This window comes from Natranaerobius trueperi (assembly GCF_002216005.1).
GTDB lineage: Bacteria > Bacillota > Natranaerobiia > Natranaerobiales > Natranaerobiaceae > Natranaerobius_A > Natranaerobius_A trueperi.
Window position 1 is genome coordinate 55396 of record NZ_NIQC01000013.1, and the last position, 22478, is coordinate 77873.

At 32.0% G+C, this 22478-nt stretch carries 15 protein-coding genes, 1 pseudogene and 2 CRISPR repeat arrays; of the genes and pseudogenes, 1 reads left to right on the plus strand and 15 read right to left on the minus strand.

Annotation, left to right across the window (positions count from 1 at the left end; translation table 11 throughout):
- Nucleotides 1-146: 146 nt before the first annotated feature.
- The 9 genes from CDO51_RS07165 to cas1b form a co-directional block, all read right to left on the minus strand.
- Nucleotides 147-1106, minus strand: a complete 960-nt coding sequence (locus tag CDO51_RS07165) for a DNA-binding domain-containing protein (RefSeq protein ID WP_158212371.1) — start codon at nt 1104-1106, stop codon at nt 147-149.
- Entirely contained in the window at nt 1069-2430 is a 1362-nt protein-coding gene (locus CDO51_RS07170) for a sensor histidine kinase (protein WP_089023621.1), read from the minus strand. Before CDO51_RS07170 ends, CDO51_RS07165 begins: the two co-directional genes overlap by 38 nt.
- Before the next feature lie 331 nt (nt 2431-2761).
- Entirely contained in the window at nt 2762-3694 is a 933-nt protein-coding gene (locus tag CDO51_RS07175; protein WP_089023622.1) for a transketolase family protein, read from the minus strand.
- Nucleotides 3694-4536: a transketolase gene (locus CDO51_RS07180; protein ID WP_089023623.1), complete on the minus strand. Its 843-nt coding sequence runs from the start codon at nt 4534-4536 to the stop codon at nt 3694-3696. The genes CDO51_RS07175 and CDO51_RS07180 overlap by 1 nt, the downstream gene beginning before the upstream one ends.
- Before the next feature lie 18 nt (nt 4537-4554).
- Nucleotides 4555-5430: a YitT family protein gene (locus CDO51_RS07185; protein ID WP_240503515.1), complete on the minus strand. Its 876-nt coding sequence runs from the start codon at nt 5428-5430 to the stop codon at nt 4555-4557.
- A gap of 25 nt (nt 5431-5455) precedes the next feature.
- A protein-coding gene (gene prfB, locus CDO51_RS07190; protein ID WP_240503517.1) for a peptide chain release factor 2 occupies nt 5456-6500 on the minus strand; the annotation gives its coding sequence in 2 pieces (ribosomal slippage) (nt 5456-6484 and nt 6486-6500; 1044 coding nt in all).
- A 118-nt stretch (nt 6501-6618) separates the two neighbouring features.
- Nucleotides 6619-9201: a preprotein translocase subunit SecA gene (gene secA / locus CDO51_RS07195; protein ID WP_089023626.1), complete on the minus strand. Its 2583-nt coding sequence runs from the start codon at nt 9199-9201 to the stop codon at nt 6619-6621.
- A 319-nt stretch (nt 9202-9520) separates the two neighbouring features.
- Nucleotides 9521-11536: direct repeats of the CRISPR family, unit length 30 nt; unit sequence CTTTCAATTCCATTATGGATGCAATTAAAC.
- Between the two features lie 101 nt (nt 11537-11637).
- Complete coding sequence (cas2, locus tag CDO51_RS07200) at nt 11638-11904, minus strand: CRISPR-associated endonuclease Cas2 (RefSeq protein ID WP_089023627.1); 267 nt, start codon at nt 11902-11904, stop codon at nt 11638-11640.
- A 4-nt stretch (nt 11905-11908) separates the two neighbouring features.
- A complete protein-coding gene (cas1b, locus tag CDO51_RS07205) occupies nt 11909-12919 on the minus strand; it encodes a type I-B CRISPR-associated endonuclease Cas1b (protein WP_205842141.1) in 1011 nt (336 codons plus the stop codon).
- A 49-nt stretch (nt 12920-12968) separates the two neighbouring features.
- Between cas1b and CDO51_RS07210 the strand changes: the two are divergent.
- A pseudogene (locus CDO51_RS07210) lies at nt 12969-13717 on the plus strand (IS6 family transposase); the annotation flags it as partial.
- Between the two features lie 61 nt (nt 13718-13778).
- Here CDO51_RS07210 and CDO51_RS07215 read toward each other — a convergent pair.
- The 6 genes from CDO51_RS07215 to cas6 are packed head-to-tail and all read right to left on the minus strand — an operon-like array spanning nt 13779 to nt 21028.
- A complete protein-coding gene (locus CDO51_RS07215) occupies nt 13779-14291 on the minus strand; it encodes a CRISPR-associated protein Cas4 (RefSeq protein WP_158212372.1) in 513 nt (170 codons plus the stop codon).
- Nucleotides 14291-16891 (minus strand): CRISPR-associated helicase/endonuclease Cas3, encoded by a 2601-nt coding sequence (locus CDO51_RS07220; RefSeq protein ID WP_089023629.1) that lies wholly within the window; start codon nt 16889-16891, stop codon nt 14291-14293. Before CDO51_RS07220 ends, CDO51_RS07215 begins: the two co-directional genes overlap by 1 nt.
- Nucleotides 16888-17565, minus strand: a complete 678-nt coding sequence (gene cas5, locus CDO51_RS07225; RefSeq protein WP_089023630.1) for a CRISPR-associated protein Cas5 — start codon at nt 17563-17565, stop codon at nt 16888-16890. Before cas5 ends, CDO51_RS07220 begins: the two co-directional genes overlap by 4 nt.
- A gap of 2 nt (nt 17566-17567) precedes the next feature.
- Nucleotides 17568-18497: a type I-B CRISPR-associated protein Cas7/Cst2/DevR gene (cas7i, locus tag CDO51_RS07230; protein ID WP_089023631.1), complete on the minus strand. Its 930-nt coding sequence runs from the start codon at nt 18495-18497 to the stop codon at nt 17568-17570.
- A gap of 43 nt (nt 18498-18540) precedes the next feature.
- A complete protein-coding gene (locus tag CDO51_RS07235) occupies nt 18541-20238 on the minus strand; it encodes a hypothetical protein (RefSeq protein WP_089023632.1) in 1698 nt (565 codons plus the stop codon).
- Nucleotides 20239-20266: 28 nt separating this feature from the next.
- Nucleotides 20267-21028 (minus strand): CRISPR-associated endoribonuclease Cas6, encoded by a 762-nt coding sequence (gene cas6, locus CDO51_RS07240; protein WP_089023633.1) that lies wholly within the window; start codon nt 21026-21028, stop codon nt 20267-20269.
- Between the two features lie 248 nt (nt 21029-21276).
- Nucleotides 21277-22298: a CRISPR direct-repeat array (repeat unit 30 nt; unit sequence CTTTCAATTCCATTATGGATGCAATTAAAC).
- Nucleotides 22299-22478: the final 180 nt, after the last annotated feature.

A 22478-nucleotide genomic window follows, 5' to 3' on the forward strand; every position in this document is an offset into this window, starting at 1 on the left:
CTTTAATTCTATTACTCTATCTTTACTTTAACCTATAACTACTCAAAAGGAACAAAAACATACAAAAATATACTAAATATTTTTTAATTTTTTTAAATATTTTAAAAATAGAGTAATCGCTCCTTAAAAAGGAACTTTTACTCTATTTACTCAATATTATTTATCTGATTATAAATATCTCTAGACAATCCCTCTAAAAACTTTTTGACATTTATCTTTATAGATGGTTGTTCTCCACGGTCCATAGTTTGCATAGCTTTTCGTAGTTCAAGAAAATCAAAGCAATTATATGAAAACCTTTCAAACTTTGGGTGATGATAATCATCTACTCCTAATGCAGCTATATTTAAAGCTGCATATTCTATAGCCCTTCTAAGCCGTCTTTCAATAGCTTTTTCAGATACTGCTACTTGATATTCTTTTTGTTTAATCCTTGTACCGATTTCCTTATAAAGCTCTTTTAGGTTTTGTAAAAGGTGTAAAGATTTTTCTGTTGATGCATTCATTAAAATATCCATAGTTTCTATAATGTCTGTACTTCCAATATGGTTTAATATTCCTAAAGAAGCAAGTGTTTTTTCAGAAGTTTCTTTAATATCAGCTATTGAATAATCAATTTCATTAATTGAATAATTATTTTTAGAAAGTAGATCATCGGTATTAGAAAAAATCACAGTTTCTCGTATCTTAGATAGAATAGATTTTAGCTGTTGTTTTTCTAAGACTTTACTTACTACTGAAATAACTTCACGTTCATCTATTGGTTTAGAAATATAAAATTCTATCCCTGATTCATAAGCTTTAGTAATTAACTTTTTATCTGTAACTTGGGATAAAATTATCACATCACCACTAAATCCTTTTTGAGATAATTGTTTAGTTAAAAATATTCCATCTAATTGTGGCATTAATAGATCAGCTATCACTATATCCGCTTCTAACTCTAATAGTTCTTTTATGGCTACTTCACCATCACCTGCCTCACCAACTATTACACCTAATTGTTTAAATTCAATTATTTCTCGAAGTTGATCTAACACAACAGGATCATCATCAACAATATAAAATTTATAGGGGGTATTTTTCTGATCTATTCGTTTCCCCAAAATACCACTCCTTAACAACTGTTTCTACCGGAAATGTAATTAACATTGTAGTACCCTTTTCAATAGCACTATTAATATTGATACTTCCATGTAGATAAGATACTAAATTATCAACATGTGTTAGTCCAAGGCCGGTTGAGCGTTTCTCTATACAATTTCCTTTTCTAGAGTAGCCTGTTCTAAAAATTAATCTCTGCTTTTCTTCAGTTAGCCCAGGACCATCATCACTAATAGATATTTGAAGATTTGACTCATTATTACATAATGCAATTATTTTAATTTGACCTTTATAATTAATTGCTTCAACAGCATTAGAAGCTAAATTATTAATGATTGATACGATCATCATGGGATTAGTAGGGTAAAAATCCACTCTTAAGTCAGTTATAAAATCAATTTCTTTTCCCATTTTTTGTGCATAATCAATATTAGCTTCTGTCATTAACTTTACAAGTTCAGTAAAAGTATTTCCTTTTAAGGAAGGTGGTTTTAATAGACTTCTTAGTCCACTAATAATTCTGTCATAGTCTTTTTTTATTTCATGACTATTAGTTGATATGTTAAGTGCCATATTAGCTAGCTCTGGCTTTTCATTTTCTAGTAATTGTTCATAAAGACTATAACCATCATATATAAGTCTCTCAATATCCTTACTAGACTTTTGAACAAAAAATACCTCTGATTGAAGATTACTAGTTAAAAGTAATATTTCTCTTCTTTTCTGTCTTTCTACATTATTAATAGCTTCTAAATGATACTGTCTAATTGACGAGTAAACCCCTGTGACAATTATCATTCTAAGAAATCCAACTATAAATAATTCAATAAGTTTTAGTGATAGTGATGTAGAAAATATCGGTTCATAAATAAGTAACCATCTAAGAGTCAGTTCAATAACATTAGATCCAAAATCAATCACACCCAAAATTATCCCTTGAACTAATGGGTTACTATAATACTTGTTAACATTAGTTAATTTTATCAATATTCCAAAAGTTAAATAATAAACAGCACCAGGTATATTAGTTAATAATGCTTCTAACACATCACCTGAAAAGTAGAAATCTCCTAATGTACGAAATGTTAGTATAGCAATTGCTACTCCAAAGGTTAATGTAGATAATGAAATTTGACGTATATAAAGGGCAGCAAAAGCAAAGGTGATTACCCCTAAACCAAATCGAAAAGAAGAGTCAAAGGGATGCATTCTAAGCTCTGCTGTGATAACTGTTAATATTATAATCGCAATCGTTAGTTTTCGAATATTAGAAGGTGAACTATTATCAATAAGCTTACTATACAAATTATTAATATTAAAAATCACAGTCTTCACCCTCTCAAATACTTCAGATCTTATAAATCCAATCTGAAACAGTCAATTCCTGTTAAAAGAGCAATTACTGATAAAAAAAGGACCCTATTTGGGTCCATTTTTTCGTCTACCTACTATAAAGTCAAGAATCAAAGATGCCATCATAAGACCTAACCCGAGCCATAACATAGCTCCTACCCCAAGTGGGATTTGTGGTCATACTCCTTCGGGTAGGTTACTTCTTATTTGGAATAACCTAACTAAGTAGTAGCCTACAAATACTATAGATATACCAAAAGTAATATTACTAATTACTTTCAAAAATAACACCTCTATATCTAGTTTATTTCATAATATCTTTAGCTTTTTCTACTATATCATCTACAGATAAACCATACTTATCCATTAACTCATCACCTTTACCACTTTCACCAAAAGTATCATTAACAGCTACTCGTCTAACAGGCACTGGATTATTTTCTGCTAAAACTCCACTAACTGCTTCTCCTAGTCCACCAAATTTGTTATGTTCTTCAGCTGTAACAACTCCGCCTGTCTTTTTCGCACTTTCAATTAATAGTTCTTCATCGATTGGCTTTATTGAGTACATATCAATTACTTCAGCTGAGATATCTTCATCTGCTAACTTTTCAGCTGCAAAAATTGCTCTTTCTACCATATGTCCACATGCAACAATAGTTACATCTGTTCCCTCTTTTAGTAGCTTTCCTTCACCTATTGGAAATTCTTCATCTTCTGTATAAATCAAAGGCACACCTGGTCTACCTAACCTTAAATAACAAGGTCCATCGATCTCTGCTACTTCTTTAGTTAGTTCTTTTGCAGATGTTGCATCTGCTGGTACAACGACATTCATATTAGGTAAAGAGCGCATAAGTGATATATCTTCTAACATCTGATGAGAAGCTCCGTCTTCTCCGACAGTTAAACCTGAATGTGTAGCAGCTATTTTTACATTTTGATTTGGGTAACAAACAGAGTTTCTAACTTGATCATAAGCCCTACCTGTAGCAAAGATAGCAAAGGTACTTGCAAAAGGGATTTTACCAGTTGTTGAAAACCCAGCTGCTGTTGTAATAAGGTCAGCTTCAGAGATACCTACATTAAAAAATCTACTTGGAAATTCCTTTTGAAATGACGCAGTTTTAGTAGATTTAGATAAATCAGCATCTAAAACGACAATATCATCTCGTTCATTTCCAAGTTCAACTAACGCTTCACCATAGGCTTTTCTTGTAGCAATTTTTTCAGCCATTATGCTTTCCCTCCTTCATCCGAAAGCTCTTCAAGTGCTTTTTGTAGTTCTTCATCACTAGGAGCTTTACCATGCCAATCTACTACATTCTCCATATATGAAACACCTTTTCCTTTAATAGTTTTCGCAACTATCATTGTAGGCTTTTCACTCTGTTCTTTTGCTTTTGAAATAGCATTATGTAATTCTTCTATGTTATGTCCATCCACCTCTAATACATTCCATCCAAAAGCTCTCCATTTATCAGTAATTGGTCTCGGATCCATAATATCTTGAACTTCACCATCAATTTGCATACCATTATAATCTAAAATACCAATTAAGTTATCTAGCTGATAATGTGAAGAAGTCATAGCAGCTTCCCATATCTGACCTTCTTGGATCTCACCATCACCTAAAATACAGTAAACATTGTAATCTTTTTCATCAAGCTTTGCTGAAAGAGCTATACCATTTGCTGCTGATAGTCCTTGGCCTAACGAACCTGTAGTCATTTCTATCCCAGGAGTATTTTTCATATCAGGGTGCCCTTGTAAACGAGAATCTAATTTTCGTAAAGTCATAAGCTCATCTACAGGAAAAAAACCTTTAATTGCAAGAGCACTATATAGTCCTGGAACACCATGACCTTTACTTAGTACTAATCGATCCCTATTTGGATCTAATTTATGTTCAGGATCAATATTCATATGTTTAAAATATAATAGAGAAAGCATTTCAGCCATTGATAAAGAACCGCCAGGATGACCAGAACCAGCTTCAGCTAGCATCTTAACAGTCTCTACCCTAATTTTTCTACTCGTATCAATTAAGAAATCCTTTTCTTTTGGTGTTAATGACATATTCTCCACCTCCTGAATTTATAAATCATCTTGTTCTACAGCTTTAAAACCTTCACCTAGTACTTCATTTGCTTCTGAAACAATCACAAATGAATTTTCATCTGTAGAATAAACTAAAGATTTAAGCCTAGATAGTTCAGTTCTATTAACTACAACTAATATCATTTCCCTATCTTCACCAGTATAACCACCTCTAGCAGTAATATTAGTTACTCCTCGGTTTAACTGGCTAAATATTTCTTGAGATATTTCTTTTGATTTATTAGAAATTATTAGTGCTGCTTTTGTTTGTCTAAATCCTTGTTGAACCATATCTAAAGTCTTACTAGCCACAAATAAACTTATTAATGCATAAAGTGCTACTTCTGCATCAAAAAAGATAGCTGATAGAACAATGATGATCATATCAAACCCTATAATCGCTTGACCAATAGTAAGACCTGTGTACTTTTGTAAAAGTTGAGCTGCAAGAGCAGTACCACCAGTAGTTCCTCTATTTCTAAAAACTAACCCAAGACCTATACCTAATATGATACCACCATAAATAGCTGATAAAAATATATCACCGGTAAAGTTAGGTACAAAAGAAAAAACTTCTATTAAGAATGAAAACATTAAAGCCCCATAAACAGTTCTAATAGTATAATTAAAGCCCATTATCTTAGCTTCAACAAATAACAAAGGGACATTAACCCCAAGAACAGTGGCTCCTACAGGAATACCTAATACATACAGTAATATAATTCCTAGACCACTGACTCCTCCTGCAGCTATTTGGTTTGGAATTAAAAACATATTCATCCCAATACCAGCAACTGCACAGCCAATAGTTATACCAATAAAATCTATTAGCAGCTCTTTAATTTTGTTTTTTTTGATAGAGTTATTTTTCATAAATACGCTCCTTTCTATAAATAATTTATCCTGTCATCTTCTGACGTAAATATTCTTGTATCAACGAATCCAAATCTCCATCTAGAACTTTTTCTCCATTACCTATTTCCATATTTGTTCTATGATCTTTTACTAATGTATAAGGGTGAAAGACATATGACCTAATCTGGCTTCCCCATGCAATTTCTTTTTTGTCTCCTCGTTGTGATTCTTGTTCTTCTCTTTGTTTTTCTTCTTCTAAAGCGACTAGTTTAGCTTTTAATATCTTCATCGCAACTTCCCTATTCTTATGCTGTGATCTTTCATTTTGACACTGTGCTATCATACCAGTGGGCATATGAGTAATCCGAACAGCAGAGTCTGTAGTATTTACATGCTGACCACCTGCTCCACTAGCTCTAAAGGTATCTAATTTAATATCATCATCTTTTATTTCTACTTCGATATCATCTTCAATTTCTGGTACTACATCTACTGAAGCAAAAGAAGTATGTCTTCTTCCTGAAGAGTCAAAAGGTGATACCCGAACTAATCTGTGTACACCTGCTTCTGCTTTTAAATAACCAAAAGCATACATACCCTTAACTAGAATAGTTACAGCTTTAATACCTGCTTCATCCCCTGCTAAATAATCTAATGTTTCATAGTCAAAACCTCTATGCTCAACCCAGCGGACATACATCCTAAGTAGCATTTCTACCCAGTCTTGACTTTCGGTACCACCTGCACCAGCATGTAGAGTTAAGATAGCATTATTTTTATCATAGGGATCCTTAAGCATATTTTTAAGTCGAATTTCAGATAACAGTTTTTCAAAATTCTTTAAAGCACTTCTAATTTCATCTAAGCTCACTTCACTTTCTTCATCAGATAGCTCTAATAACACTGAAGCCTCTTCTTGTAGTTCTTTTAGTTGATCTAGTTCATTCAAATGCTCTTTTATATTTGTTCTTTCTCGAGTAACTTCTTTTACCCGAGATTGATTATCCCAAAAATTTGGTTCTGTCATTTCCTTTTCTAACTTTTCTAAACGTGCTTCTAACATATCTTGGTCAAAGTGAAGCCCTCATTTCTTCTAATTTTGCATCTAAAGTCTCATAAATAGACTTAGCTTCACCAACCCGTTGAATTTGATCAATATTTTCTTTACTACTACCCATTAATTTCACACTCCTTACATGTAATCACTTAAGCCGGACTCCCACAACACTTTTTATATTTTTTGCCACTGCCACAAGGACATGGTTCATTCCTACCTACCTTTTTTCCTTTACGTACTGGAGTTTGTTTTTTCTCATCACTACTTTGTTTGTGTTTACTAAAACCATCAGAAGAAGTAGCTGAGTTTGAACCTTTCTCACCTTCAGTACGAGCTACAGACTCTCTTTGTGGTGCTTCTTTTATCTGAACTCTTAAAATCAGCCTAGTTACTTCTTCTTTAATAGAAGCAATCATATTTTGAAACATCTCATAACCTTCGTATTTATACTCAATTAATGGATTTTTTTGACCATAAGCACGAAGTCCAATCCCTTGTCGTAGTTGATCCATAGCATCTATATGATCCATCCACTTAGAGTCTACTACCCGAAGTAGTATTACCCTTTCAAGTTCACGCATCTGTTCTTCTCCAATTTCTTCTTCACGTTCTCTGTAAGCAGATTTTGCTTCTTCTAATAGATACTCTTTAATTTCATCAATAGCTTCTTTAGGTTCTTTATCTTTAGAAATTTCCTTTAATTTATCAACACTACCCCTATCAGAAAGTAAAAAGCTCTTTCTACCAAAGTTAATTAAAGCCTCTAGATCCCATTCTTCTGGATAGATCTTTTCAGATGCATAGCTTTCTAAGGCTTCATCTATTACATCTTCTACCATATCTAAGATTATATCTTTTAGATCTTCACCCTTTAGTACCTGTTTTCTTTGCTCATAGATCACCTTACGTTGTTGATCCATAACATTATCATATTCTAATACATGTTTTCTAATGTTAAAATTTCTTCCCTCTACCTTTTTTTGAGCATTTTCTATAGCTTTAGTAAGCATAGGTGAATCTATAGCTTGATCTTCTTCCATTCCAAACTTATCCATCATAGAAGAGATATTATCTGAACCAAATAAACGCATAAGATCATCTTCTAATGATACATAAAATCTACTTTTTCCAGGATCACCTTGACGTCCTGAACGACCTCGTAGCTGATTATCTACTCGTCTACTTTCATGGCGCTCTGTACCCATAACATATAGGCCACCTAGATCTTTAACACCTTCACCTAAAACAATATCCGTACCACGACCTGCCATATTTGTAGCTATGGTTACAGTGCCGCGCTCTCCTGCATTTTTGATTATATCTGCTTCTTTTTCGTGGTTTTTAGCATTTAAAACTTGATGAGCTACTCCACGCTTTTTTAGCATATGAGATAATTCTTCTGATTTTTCTATTGAAACAGTCCCAACTAATACCGGTTGCCCTCTTTTATAGCACTCAACTATATCATCAGCAACTGCATCATACTTTGCTTTTTCAGTTTTATAGATCTTATCAGGTAAGTCTTCTCTTCTCATAGGTTCATTTGTCGGAACAACTACTACATCCATACCGTAAATCTCTTGAAACTCTTCTTCCTCTGTAAAGGCTGTACCAGTCATACCTGATAATTTATTATATAGTTTAAAGAAGTTCTGGAAAGTAATACTTGCTAAAGTTTGACTTTCCTTTTTAATCTCAACACCTTCTTTTGCTTCTATAGCCTGATGTAGACCATCACTATATTGTCTACCTGGCATTTTTCTTCCAGTAAATTGGTCAACTATAACTACCTGTCCATCTTCAACAACATAATCGTTATCTCGCTTTATAAGAACATGTGCTTTTAAAGCTTGGTTTAGGTGATGAGATAGTTCCATATTTGTATCATCAAATAAATTCTCTACACCTAAAAACTTTTCAGCTTTTTCTACACCTTCTTCGGTTAACATGACACTATTTGCTTTTTCATCAACTGTAAAATCATCATCCCTTTTTAATAACGGGACAAACTTAGCCACCTTGTAATAAAGTTCACGTGGTTTATCTGATGCACCAGAAATAATCAATGGAGTTCTAGCTTCATCAATTAAAATACTGTCAACCTCGTCAATAATAGCAAAGTTTAGTTCTCTTTGGGTTAGATCTTTTTCATATAAAGCCATGTTATCTCTTAAGTAATCAAAACCAAACTCATTATTTGTACCATAAACTATGTCACATTTATAAGCTTCTCTTCTTTCAGATTTACTTAAACCATTTACAATTAACCCTACCTCTAAACCTAAAAAGTTATATAATTGACCCATCCATTCACTATCACGACTAGCTAGATAGTCGTTTACAGTAATAACATGGACACCTTTTCCTGTTAGGGCATTTAAATATGCCGGTAAAGTTGCTACTAAAGTTTTACCTTCACCTGTTTTCATTTCAGAAATTCTACCTTGATGTAGTACCACACCACCAAGAAGCTGTACATCAAAGTGTTTCATACCTAAAACTCTATTACTTGCTTCTCTAACTACAGCAAATGCTTCTGGGAGTAAATCATCTAAGCTTTCTCCATTTTCGATTCGTTCTTTAAACTCAGGTGTTTTATTTTGTATTTCATTATCAGAAAGAGCTCTCATCTCGGGTTCGAGCTCGTTTATTTTATCAACATATTTTTGTAATTTTTTCAGCTCTCTATCGTTTGGATCACCAATAATTTTATATATAAGGTTCTTAACCAACAAAAATCCCTCCTTAAAGTTCACCGATAATTTTATCACTTCATAGGTCTAATTACAAGATAACTAGAGCTCTAAGAAAAAATCTCCTCTAACATGCTAGAGCATGTTAAAGGAGATAGACTATAATCGCCTTCTATTAAGTTTTTCAGCTCTAGATGTATCCTCATCAAAGTTTAGATAATATAAATAGCCGATGACTGATGTTGTATCAAAGCAGAAACAAAGAACAACCCAGCTAACATAAGTGTAATTATTCCTTTTTTCCATATGGATGCAATTAAACAAGAAAACATCAAGAAGAGGTTAACAACTTTCCGATCTTTCAATTCCATTATGGATGCAATTAAACATTCGCCAATAGCCGATTTTATAGGTGCTAATTTTTCTTTCAATTCCATTATGGATGCAATTAAACTGTGTTGTATCTCTCCTCAAATGTATCCCTATGCTGCTTTCAATTCCATTATGGATGCAATTAAACATGAATAATAGACTAGAAGAAATTTTAGAGAAACAGCTTTCAATTCCATTATGGATGCAATTAAACGGGAGTATAACGGACGTAAAGGGTTTGCCGGTAGTTTAGCTTTCAATTCCATTATGGATGCAATTAAACATATTTCTTAATTCTGGCGAAGACCTATTTATAAAACTTTCAATTCCATTATGGATGCAATTAAACAGGTGTCTACTGATACATTTAGGGTGCGCGGAAAAATCTTTCAATTCCATTATGGATGCAATTAAACACACAAGTAGCTGAAACTTTAAAATTTCATCGAAAAACTTTCAATTCCATTATGGATGCAATTAAACCTCTTCAGGGAATTTCCCATCCATAACATAATCAACTTTCAATTCCATTATGGATGCAATTAAACTTATTTAATGGATTCTTAAAAGTGTTTAGATATTCTGCTTTCAATTCCATTATGGATGCAATTAAACGATTTTTACATGTATGGAATGTGGTCAAAATCTTACCTTTCAATTCCATTATGGATGCAATTAAACTTTTACTCGTCCATGTGTAAAGTTTTATACATCAACTTTCAATTCCATTATGGATGCAATTAAACTGATGTTCAATTAACTCTTTATTAGTAATTCCTAACTTTCAATTCCATTATGGATGCAATTAAACATTATGAACAATATCTGAACCATAATCACTTTCGTTCCTTTCAATTCCATTATGGATGCAATTAAACTTGTACCTTCCATTTAATCTAGCACTACCATTTAATAACTTTCAATTCCATTATGGATGCAATTAAACGAGGATAGAAGAGAGACAAGAATTAGTAGAGAAAGCTTTCAATTCCATTATGGATGCAATTAAACTTGTTTGATGTTGCTGATAGAACTATTAGAGATATATCTTTCAATTCCATTATGGATGCAATTAAACGAAATTGTAGAAGTTAATGAAAGTGAGGAATATTTCTTTCAATTCCATTATGGATGCAATTAAACACCAACAACATCGGAATCCCCGTTAATACCTGCATACCTTTCAATTCCATTATGGATGCAATTAAACGTTTGGACGTTACCTCTATTAGTTTTCATGGTTTAACTTTCAATTCCATTATGGATGCAATTAAACTTAATATCTTCTTCATCATCTTCTTCTTCAATTCTCCTTTCAATTCCATTATGGATGCAATTAAACGAAAAAGAGTTTTATTGAACAAATCTTAGATTATCATCTTTCAATTCCATTATGGATGCAATTAAACGGTGCAGGTGGTTTTATTAGAAAATCAGACTCCGACTTTCAATTCCATTATGGATGCAATTAAACAAAAACAATAATAGAATATAATTACATTCCTAGCTCTTTCAATTCCATTATGGATGCAATTAAACGAAAGAGGTTAAAAGGACGTTAATAGATCAGTACAACTTTCAATTCCATTATGGATGCAATTAAACAATAGGAGTTTTAGTAATTTGAACCACCTCTTTTTTCTTTCAATTCCATTATGGATGCAATTAAACTCAGAGAGGACCTAACTAAATATCCTCATTTACTTGTCTTTCAATTCCATTATGGATGCAATTAAACGCTACCTCAACTTTATTAATATTAATCTTTCTTTTTTCTTTCAATTCCATTATGGATGCAATTAAACTTTCTTTTACCTTCATTGTCCTTCAACTCTATCACCTTTCAATTCCATTATGGATGCAATTAAACTAAATGGAAGTCTACAAAAAACTTCTTGAAGTTCAACCTTTCAATTCCATTATGGATGCAATTAAACGATAAAGAGTATTTAGATAAAGATAGCTTGTCACGCTTTCAATTCCATTATGGATGCAATTAAACCCTGAATAAAAATACTATATTACCGGGGATTTAAAGACGTATTAAAGGTGAATAAATCTGTCTACCTCAAATCTTGTAAATTCCCCGGGGAGTTCACAGACTCATATAAAATTCGGTGGATCATCATCAACTTGTTTACCCAAAATAGTCTTATTCAGCCACTTTTGATTTCCTAATTGATAGAATATCACTTGATCTTCTTCTGGGTCAATAATACCATCTAGTTTATTTCTTAACTCTCGTAGTTGAACTTTTGTGAGTTTACCTTCAAAAACAGAATTTTGTGTCCAAAACATATATCTATCAAATAATTTTTTGATTTTACCTACTCTTTTTTTATTCACATCATAAATCCCAATTATATACACCTTGTCACCACCACATCTTAAAGCTAGTATACTTTTTTTCACCTAGCAAGTGCTTTACTAATTTATAACATTCTAATCTGATCAATCTCTGGTATGAAACTTTACGCTTTAAAATCCTATGCTGTATTTTTGTATTTAGTTTCTTGTGATACTCAGTTAAAACAATTTTCCGACCTTTATCATTTAAATAACAAACATTTTCTACCTCATCAAAGCAATTATTTGATAGCATATTCAGGTTCACTAACCTGAATATTAACCTATCACTTAAAAGTGGCTTGAACACCTCACTAAGATCTAAGGCTAATGAATACCTTCTATCTTGAGGCTCATGTAAATAACTAATAGATGCATTTAAGTGTGTATGATATATTTCATTTAATACTGACGCATATAACAAAGAGTTAACAAATGATATCAAGCTATTCATTTTGTTATTTGGGGGACGTTTTACACGTTTATTCATAACAAATTCTGTAGATCGTTGCATAATAACTCCATCTACTAATTTATAATATGATCTTCTCATACTTCCTTCAATACCCATTAGTTCCTCTATAGTTTGAGTTTCACTTATTTCGCTTTGTCTATTTTTCAATTCATCGATTAAAGGCTGATCTTCTTTTATTAGACCATCTCTTACAAATTGCCGAACATTTTTTAATAAATTAGCACTAGCTCCTTTTAGAATCTCTTGTGCAATTATTATTCTTTTTTCATCAGAGTCACTATGAACTGCTTGCTGAACTAACACTGGGCCAGTCACGAGTTTTTCTCTAGGCATAAAGCTTCCTGAATAAAATCCGTAATAATTAAAAATATGTAGAGGGATTTTATGCTGAGATAAAAATTCAAGTAATTTAGTGTTTAATTCTAATGGTACCATTACAAATAAAGAATCTGTTTGTTCTATCGGAAAATATTTATGCCCACCTTCTTCATACTCAAAACGTAACGTATTATGCTGGCGCCTCATCCTACCAGGTTTAACAATATAGACATTTTGCATGCTCATATTGATAGCTCCCTTTTAAATAAAAGTTCTGTTAGTTGTATGATATTTGTATTCTAATTTGAGGTGTTGGGACAAAAGTGTAGTCATTCTTTCTATGTCCCTAAACCTCAAAGTATTTCTGAGCCTTCACAACTTGATATTAACTGGAAAGTAGACTTTTCTAACATGAGACATTCTCTTCATACTGTTATTAGAGCTCTTTACCTGTACTTTATCAACGGTAACTCTACTAGAAATGTCTCTCAGTTCTTTCTTGATTGTGAAGGAATTAAAGTGTCTTATGTTACTATTGCTGACTGGACTACAAAATTTGCACCTCTTTTTCTTTATATTTCTAGATATCTAAAGCCTGCTGATCTTGACTCCTCTGATGAGTGGCATGTTGACGAAACTGTAATTAAAGTTAAAGGCAAAAAAAATTTATGCCTGGACTGTTATTGATGCTGAAACTAGATTTGTGCTTGCATTTCATCTATCTCCTTACAGAGATAGCCAGGCTGCTTTTGGACAACCTCAAAGTATCTTTACAGATAGATATTGAGCTTACAATGCTCAATTAAAGTTTTGTTTCCTAATTCTAATCACATCAGGTCGAGTCCTTTGAAGATGATATCTCTAACAACTTAATTGAATCTTTTTTTCAACCAGTCCGCTAACAAGCTTATTGTCTTTATTTTTGCTTTTAACTTTGTTAGGACAAGCAATGATTTAAACCAGTCTACTCTTGCTCAAGTTGCTGGTATTAAGTACTCTGATCGTACTATAACTTTTTGGCTTTTAAATGGTAATACCGCATGACTGCCAAATCTTGTTAAATCTTGCGATTAAGTGAGCTCATTTTTCATACAACTTAACAAACTCAAATATAACACAATTCAAAATAACTACACTTTTTACAGAGCTGATAATTACTATGTAGTGGGGGAGGGTGAGATTTATCAAGCACCTGTTTTATTTTATCAATCTTTTCTTGTATCTCGTTTTTCGTACCGGTATTCCAGTCAATTTGAACAACTTGTTTTATTTCGGGATAATGAATTTTTACTCCGTTAAAGTTATAACCTAATACCTCATTTAAATAATATACATAAAATAAAGGTTGTGACCTATGTTGATCTTTAACTACTTTTGAAGATTTTGTTTCATGTATAAGCCCATCATCAATCACAAGATCCACTTTGAAACCTGCTATACGAATTTCTTTTTTATTACGCTTAAAATGTTCTTCATGTATCAATTTCCCCCACTCAATATAATTATCATCATTTTCCATAGTTATCCTTCTAGAGTAAAGCCATAGTTGCCTCTCACAGCTTTCGAGATAATATAAATGTTGTCCACCAATTTCTTCGAGGTTCAATTTATCACCCACTATACCATATTAGGTTCACTATCATCAGCTTCTTTCTCACTATCCTTATTCATACTGTTCAATATGTCGAAATCAAAACCGACAAGTTTTCCATCGTATTCTAAATCAACATAAAATAATTTCAATGGGCCTATAGTGCTCATATTTATTAATTCTTTACCCACTAATTTTCTGAATTTGAATTCATTTATTTTGACATAATAAGGCTTTACCGCTTCCCAAGCAGCTTGTAAATCCTTTTTCGTAATATAATCAGGTAAATCTAGAATTTCACTACTTTCAATTTTATCTTTATATTTAATTGGGATAACCTCATATGTTGTGAATTCACTTTTTCTAACAGAAAAATCCCCTTCACTTTCTTCATCATAATTGTCTCCAAAACGTTCTTGGGGGCGCTTTCCAAATACTAAATCTTCTAAAATAAATTGTCTCATTTGTCTATCATCTAAATCTATTGATTGATTATATAACTGGGTCACCCATTTATTTACTAGAGGAAAAGAATACTCATCTCCTAATAAATCCCATGAACGATCTAAAATATTATCAGTCGCAATCTCTTCATTCTTTGAGCTTACAACATAAGGTAAATAATCAATATTTGTATCTTCTAATTGAAATACATATTGAACATACTGATGATCTATAGGTAAGTGATTATCTAGTTGACAATTTTTACATCTACACTCACTTTTAATATAATGATCACCATTTCTATGAAGCCTTCCCCCACGCTGACTTAAAGAATCAATAGGTGCCAGATCTGAAAATTGTACATCACAACTTATATCTAAACTCAATTCACAAATTTGAGTTGCAATTAAAATAGCTGGTTCATTCTTTTCTTTAAATAATGATCGAATCTTTTGCTCTTTAAGTTCTCTATCCTTTGAAGTGAATTCGGAATGATAACAAATAATATTTTCGTCCGGAATCTCCAATCCCTTTAAATCCTTAATTTGTTTAGCAACAAATTTGGCTTTTTCTACTCTATTAACAATTACCATGACCTTTTGATTCTTATGCTTATTGATAAGATCAAAGAAATGTTCCCCCAACTTTTTAGCTATTGAAGATTCTGTTATAACGATAGGCTCATCCACTTTTTCGATTTTAAAAGGTTTTTTAATTTGTTGTGTATCTTCTGTTTTTCCTTCACTCTCAATTAAATGATAAGAGTGATTAGTTTTCTCCTGTAAAGATTGATAAAAGCTATCTGGAAGAGTAGCTGTCATTACAAGGTGAGGAATTTCAAGTTCTGTTAATAACTTTAAGCACTCACCAATTTTCCTTAAAGTGTACGACTCATAATAATGTAACTCATCAAAGATAACCACTGACTGATTAATATTCCCAAAAGACCGATCTGAATACTTAAAACAATGCAATAGACTATACAAAAGGTGATCAATAGTAGATAAGGTTACTTGCTTCTGATAAAAAGTATTTAAGAAATGTTCTTCTTGTAGCTCTTCTGTGTTGATTTTTTCCTCGTCTTTATTAGATTTCAAAAACTCTAATGATTCACTATGAAATAACCCAACTTGTTCTGAATTAAGATCATATTCATTTGAGCTAACAAAATCTGTGTACATAGAGTTTGTAGTAAAACGTGTTGGTAAAGTAAAAATAATCCTGTTGGTATTTCTATTATCTAGCCAATGCTTTGCAAAATACAAAGCAGCTTGAGTCTTACCTTCTCCGCATCCAGCTTTTAAAACTGTATATTTATTAATATTTGATAGTAATTTCTTTTGAAAAGTATTGGGGTCCTTGAAGAAATTTCTACCAAATAATTTTTCTTTATCACCCATCCATGAACTATAAGATTGAATAAAATTAAGTCGATCTTTATTTACATATGATTGTTCAACTTTTATACTTTCTTGTTGTGAGCTAAAATCTGAATAAGTTTTAGATGCTAAATTATCACAAGTACAAAGGATGTTGTAAAAAAATGTATAACCAGATTTATATTTAACTGCCTCTGAAAAAAGTTCATTATTGTCGTGTTCAGTAGGTGAAAACATGTTATGTTTCAGGCTATTATTAAGTGCTTTTATAACATTCTGATAGAGAGAATAACCTGAACCTTTAAGATCACCCTCATTAAAGTTAATATGGCCTTTAGGCCAATTATCTAGCTTAAAAAATCCATCACATAGAAAATTAATAACCTTTTCTTCTAAATGATAAGTCCCTTTTTCCCCTTCATACTTAAATTTACCATCATAAAGCATTCCATGATGTGCAGCCACAGCTAATAATGGAAACTGATATATAGGTAACCTAAAATCAAACCCCCATTTATTGAAAGATGCAATAAAGAAAATCAAAGAAGGAAGGGAATGGGTTGGTAGACGCTTTTTACCAACCTTAATTGCATCTTGCCAACCCGGATTAGCTTTTCCTGTATCATGAAAAAAAGTTGTTACAGCAAGTAAAAAATATAGTTCATCGATGGAAATTTTGTAATTTCTACTAATCAATTCTGCTCTATGCTTTATTTTTGGCCATAAATGAGTAAAAACTCGATATGTATCAAAAGAATGACTCCATAAGCCTTGACTTTCCTTTGCTAAAAAAGTCTTATTCAATCTTCAATCACCACTTTTTCATCTGTTTCTAAATGAAGACATGATATAGGGTTTTCAAAGATAAGTTTTTTAGCAATAAAATACATCTTATACTCAACTTCCACCTGAGTCTTACTTTTAATATTAAAAGAGTTGGGAAGTTTCACAATATCAATGTCTTGGTTTTGAGAAATATCACCACTAGTTGTTGCATCAAAAGGAACTATACTATCAATTTCATTTTGTTTTGAATTTATACCATTACAAATCCCTATATTAGCTAATTCAACTAAATCATCAGATTCCCCCAAATATAATATTCTCGCAGGGTTTTCAAGAGCTGATTGTATTTCTTGTAATAAACTAATTTCACCTTTAATAAACATTCTAAACTGTGGTTTAAGAAGTTTCTGTTTAGTAACCATAGATGTAAAGGAATTTTTAGAAGGGTTTCTCTTTTGAAGTTGAGCATAATCTTCAATTAACTGACCAGGTTCCACTACTCTTAAACCAAAATTAATTTCATCCCTTAAAGAATAATCGTCTTGAAAAAGTCCTAGGGCATTTGCTATCATTCCATATAAGGTAGTATTAGGAGGTACGGGATAAGTGAGAAGCACATTAATTGATTGCGGCATTCTAAATGAGCACCAACTAGGTACAATTATATCTGCTTTAAGAATTTTAGTTTCCATATCTAGAGCTCCGCTTTAGAAACTTTTTCTTTAGCCCAATTAATTGCTTCTAACACAGATACAACTTGAACCCCATAAGAATCAAATAAATCTGTGAGTTCCTTTTCATTATCTTCATCCAATATACCAGGAGTTAAACCTAGAATTATCTCATTACCTAATAGTTGGTGCTCTTTTAAGATCGTCTCTACTTTATCAATATTTAATTTACCATTTTCATCTAAATCAAAAATTTGTTGTCCTCGTTGATTATATGTTTCTTTTATAGATAAAAATAATATATCTGGCGAAAGATCAGACATTGACCTAGCTTGTTTAGCAAAACCACTTAAATTAAAGACAGCATCTAATGTTGCATTCACCCTCTCTTTCTTATCATCACCAGAAATATTAACTGTTTCATTCCAACCAGCAAATTTTTTGTCACTCTTATTTCCAGTTATTTCAGGCTCTACTACTCGGCCTATATTCGCTGTATCTATTACTAAACTCATTTTATACAAGTTATCAACCATTTGAACATATGCCATTCTTTGATCTTTACTCTTCATTCCTTCTTTTTCTATATCGGAATGTCTTGTTAATAAATCAGTTACTAGCTCTTTTTTTAGTTGACCTAATGCAGGAGAGACTTTTAGGGGTGACCACCTTTTACTCCCACCTACATTTTCTTCAGTTGCTAAAAAACCACGTAAATCACAACCCCAGCAATTTTCAATATCTGTACATGGTAGCTCTGGAGTACATTTAAATACATCTTCATACTCTCTAGCTACAGTATCAAACAAAGCCCTACGCATAGATTGTCCAGATACGTAAGGTTTAGTTTTGTTGTCATATAATTTCAGTTCAGTGAGGTTGCCACCTCCTTCACCAGAGTTCAAATTACTTAAATCCGACTTAGACAACCAAATAAGTGATAATGACTTCACGTTACTACCTCCTTAGTAAGATTCAAAATTAGATAATACTTCACTATTCTTTTTCATAACCATTAAGTTTGTTAAAAGCTCCAAGAGACGTATATATTAACAAAGTATCCTTAATCTCGTTAAAGTTATCAGAGTTTAATGCATTTAATATCCTCTCCATACGGTCTACTCCAATGTTAATGCTCTTATTTTCATCCTGATTATTGTTCCTCTTTAATTCGGAAACCTTATCTTTATAAATGCTAAATTGAGTTTCCTTAAGAGCCTGTCTAAAACCATCTTGTGTTGCAGCATTATTTAACTTTGTGAGAATAGACATATTTTCTGCACAATTTCTACCGATTACATTCCCTAATTTCTTTAAATCCTCATTCAATTCTTGTGAAATCAACTCCATCACCTCCCCACTAAGGAATTTTATATAACTTCTAAAAAACGAAACACCTGTTGAAGTAATTTTGTTCTTCCTACTATCTTTTTGAAAAGCTTTATATAAAGTAAATAGCCTTTCTCGGATAACACCTAGATTACGATCAACAATTCCTCGTGCTATGTCATCAATCAGTCTTTGATCACTAGCCCATAACTTATTAAAAAAAGTCTGTACAATATTACCTGTTTCCTGGTTTAATCCAAACTCTAGGGGTTTTACCAAATCAAATATTTTGTGATCTGTATTTATCCTACTAAAATGATAAAATACTACATTTTGTTGTTTTTGATAACGTGGAACAGTCCAATATGGAATTGTTGCTTTTTTAGGCTCTGGAAAAGGATTAAACGCTAGTAAAGGATCTTGTTGGTTTTCTTGATTAACTGAATTTGTTTGATTTTGAAATTCATATTGAAGCCAAAAATATAGTGATAACAAGGAAACATAAAGAGTTCTATTATTCAGATTCCTAATATTCGTTCGATAGCTTTTGAGATTTGCTTCTCTCATGTTATATAGCTCTGTTGCTAATTTATCATATATTATTTGAAGTGATTCAAAATCATTAACTTGTGGAATAAAAAGATGAGTTTTTTGACTATCTCCAACAAAATATGGATGACCATCTACCAATAGGCTTGCTAATACATTTAGAAAGTTACAAACGGAACACATTTTTTCTTTGCTAACATTTTTAAAATATCCTCTTGGCTTAACATTATGGTGTTGATTATAAAAAACATTTTTTGATTGATTCATTTGATACATATCACTTCCGTTACAAGATCTACCACATACAGGACAGATCTTTTTCTTTTTTTCATCAGTCGACCAATGATCTAAAAACGCATCTATATCCTGCTTGTATGATTTCTTAAGATCATCCCAATTTTTTCTTAAGCCAATATAACTCCTCTTTTGAGTCATATCTACACTACTACTAGGGTTTGCTATTCCAAGTTCTTTTAATTTTTGCTTTTCTTCTGAAGTCAGTTTTCGTACTGGAGATAGTTTGCTAGGAACAAACCCTTCAGTATCTTCACCAATATCTATACCTAATAATTTTAGTTCAATGGGGCGAAGTGGGACTGAGTTCATATCATCTTTGAACTCTTGATAAAGATACGATTTGATCTTTTCTGAATCATCCACCGAAAAAGAAATCAATATTTGAGACGGGTTTAACTGTAAATCCGAAACTAAAGCGCTTCTGTGACTGATATTTTTAAACATTCTATATAAGGAATAAGCTCCTATCATTTGCCACGGATCACCTGGTAAATCAATCTTTATCTCAACTTTTTCCACTTAACTTACCTCCCTTCTATTTATATAATTAGCATTCACCAATTTCTGAGACCATCCCAAACCCTTGCGAACCATAACTACCCAGACCTGCTCTATAGGCCACCTCTAATACTTCACTTGGTGCGTCTAACGTGAATTTAAACTGGTAACCTTTTATCTTTTTACCCTTGAAATCAATTAATTTTTCAGCTTTTTTGAAATTAAAAGATTGATCAATAGTAATTTTAATATCATCCTTTTTTAACTCACTAGGTTTTCTATAAATAATTTCATACCAGTTTAATAAGTTATTTCTTATCACATCATAAAATTTACTCTCTAATGGATTAGAATATTGTAATTTGTTATTACTAACATACGGCGCACAAATAGGACCTAAAGTTTTTGCTTTAAAGGGGGAATTCCAATGAGGATCTTTTACTATCTCTACACTTGTTATAACAAACTCTTTATCATTCAGTATCACTTTTTCCTTCTGCCATGTCCCCTCCATTAAAGCATAGCAAATATCTTTTCTAAACGAATCAAAGTAAAAATATCCACCTTTATCAACCTGTAAACAACTGTGTTTAGGTGATTTAACTACCTTACTTTCATCAAAAAAAACATTAGAAAATAAAATAGGCTTATAATTTTTCCCTTTAAATAAACATCCTTTCTCATGTAACCATTTGCCTAACCGAGAATTACCTTTGTATATAATCTTATATACCCAACTCGACAAAAGGTACTGATAATTGAATGTTAGATTCACTGGTTTATCTATACTAAAATTAATCTTCAATCTCATATAAATAATTCTCCTATGACTATATATTTATATATAACCTTCAACTCTTTATATCAAATTCCTTCCTTTAAAAACAAATGTTAACAAATAATTTTAAATTCTAAAAAAAAGCGCCTATTACAGGCACTTTAATTAAAAAAGAATAATTTAAATTTTTTAGTAAACTCTCAAAATCTCACTCTCCATTATAGATGCAATTAAGCCTTCAAAATTAGTTTGTATTTTGTCCCCCCTAGTTAGGATACGGGCTTTCAATTCCATTATGGATGCAATTAAACTAAAAAGAGAAGAACGCTGACAAATGAGGTGGTGATACTTTCAATTCCATTATGGATGCAATTAAACGTCCGTTGAAATTCTTCCGATTAGCACCACTTTGTTTCTTTCAATTCCATTATGGATGCAATTAAACGGAATTAAACGCTCTGCTTCCCATATTAACTTTCTCCTTTCAATTCCATTATGGATGCAATTAAACGCCGTAACACGCGTACTCATAGTACGTCCCGTTCGTCTTTCAATTCCATTATGGATGCAATTAAACCTTAGAAAGAATGAAAAAAGTGCTAGCTAAAGCAGACTTTCAATTCCATTATGGATGCAATTAAACAAGAAATGACAAAGGAACATGCTATTGATAAAGCTATCTTTCAATTCCATTATGGATGCAATTAAACATTTTTAACAAGTGAAGAGTTACAAAAACCAGTATTCTTTCAATTCCATTATGGATGCAATTAAACGAGGGTTTTTGTGAGATAGCAAGGGTTATATCTAACTTTCAATTCCATTATGGATGCAATTAAACACTGACGAGGATATAAGGAAGTTTGAGAAGCTAATCTTTCAATTCCATTATGGATGCAATTAAACAACATTTCTTCTTCTTTCTCTTTTTCGGATAGTTTCTTTCAATTCCATTATGGATGCAATTAAACATAGTGCAGCTTGGTCAAACTTCACATAAAATGCTTCCTTTCAATTCCATTATGGATGCAATTAAACCCCTTTGTACTATCAATAATATCATCCAACAACCAACTTTCAATTCCATTATGGATGCAATTAAACGCTGGATTCGGAATGAACTGGCAAAACTGTAGGAACATCTTTCAATTCCATTATGGATGCAATTAAACTATATTGTCCGTTCGCTGTATTCGATTTAATTTTACTTTCAATTCCATTATGGATGCAATTAAACTCGGTTGGTGGTTTAGCTTGTGATTTTTCTTCTATACTTTCAATTCCATTATGGATGCAATTAAACAACATTGATGAAATTTCCACCTGTTCTTTAACGTTCTTTCAATTCCATTATGGAGTAAGCGTCAAACTATCCCCACATAGTAAAACAGCTTAGTTTGTGTCATAATTCCCCCAACTAACTAAGTAGGGGGGGAATTTTCATGTCACAAACTGAAAACAAATATGAAAAGTTAAGAGAAAG

What these genes read in the sequence shown, in the direction of transcription:
- CDO51_RS07180 (WP_089023623.1), bottom strand. Translation starts at nt 4,536, where the DNA reads ATGTCATTAACACCAAAAGAAAAGGATTTCTTAATTGATACGAGTAGA.
- CDO51_RS07185 (WP_240503515.1), bottom strand. Translation starts at nt 5,430, where the DNA reads ATGAAAAATAACTCTATCAAAAAAAACAAAATTAAAGAGCTGCTAATA.
- cas1b (WP_205842141.1), bottom strand. Translation starts at nt 12,919, where the DNA reads ATGAGCATGCAAAATGTCTATATTGTTAAACCTGGTAGGATGAGGCGC.
- CDO51_RS07175 (WP_089023622.1), bottom strand. Translation starts at nt 3,694, where the DNA reads ATGGCTGAAAAAATTGCTACAAGAAAAGCCTATGGTGAAGCGTTAGTT.
- cas5 (WP_089023630.1), bottom strand. Translation starts at nt 17,565, where the DNA reads ATGGAAACTAAAATTCTTAAAGCAGATATAATTGTACCTAGTTGGTGC.
- cas6 (WP_089023633.1), bottom strand. Translation starts at nt 21,028, where the DNA reads ATGAGATTGAAGATTAATTTTAGTATAGATAAACCAGTGAATCTAACA.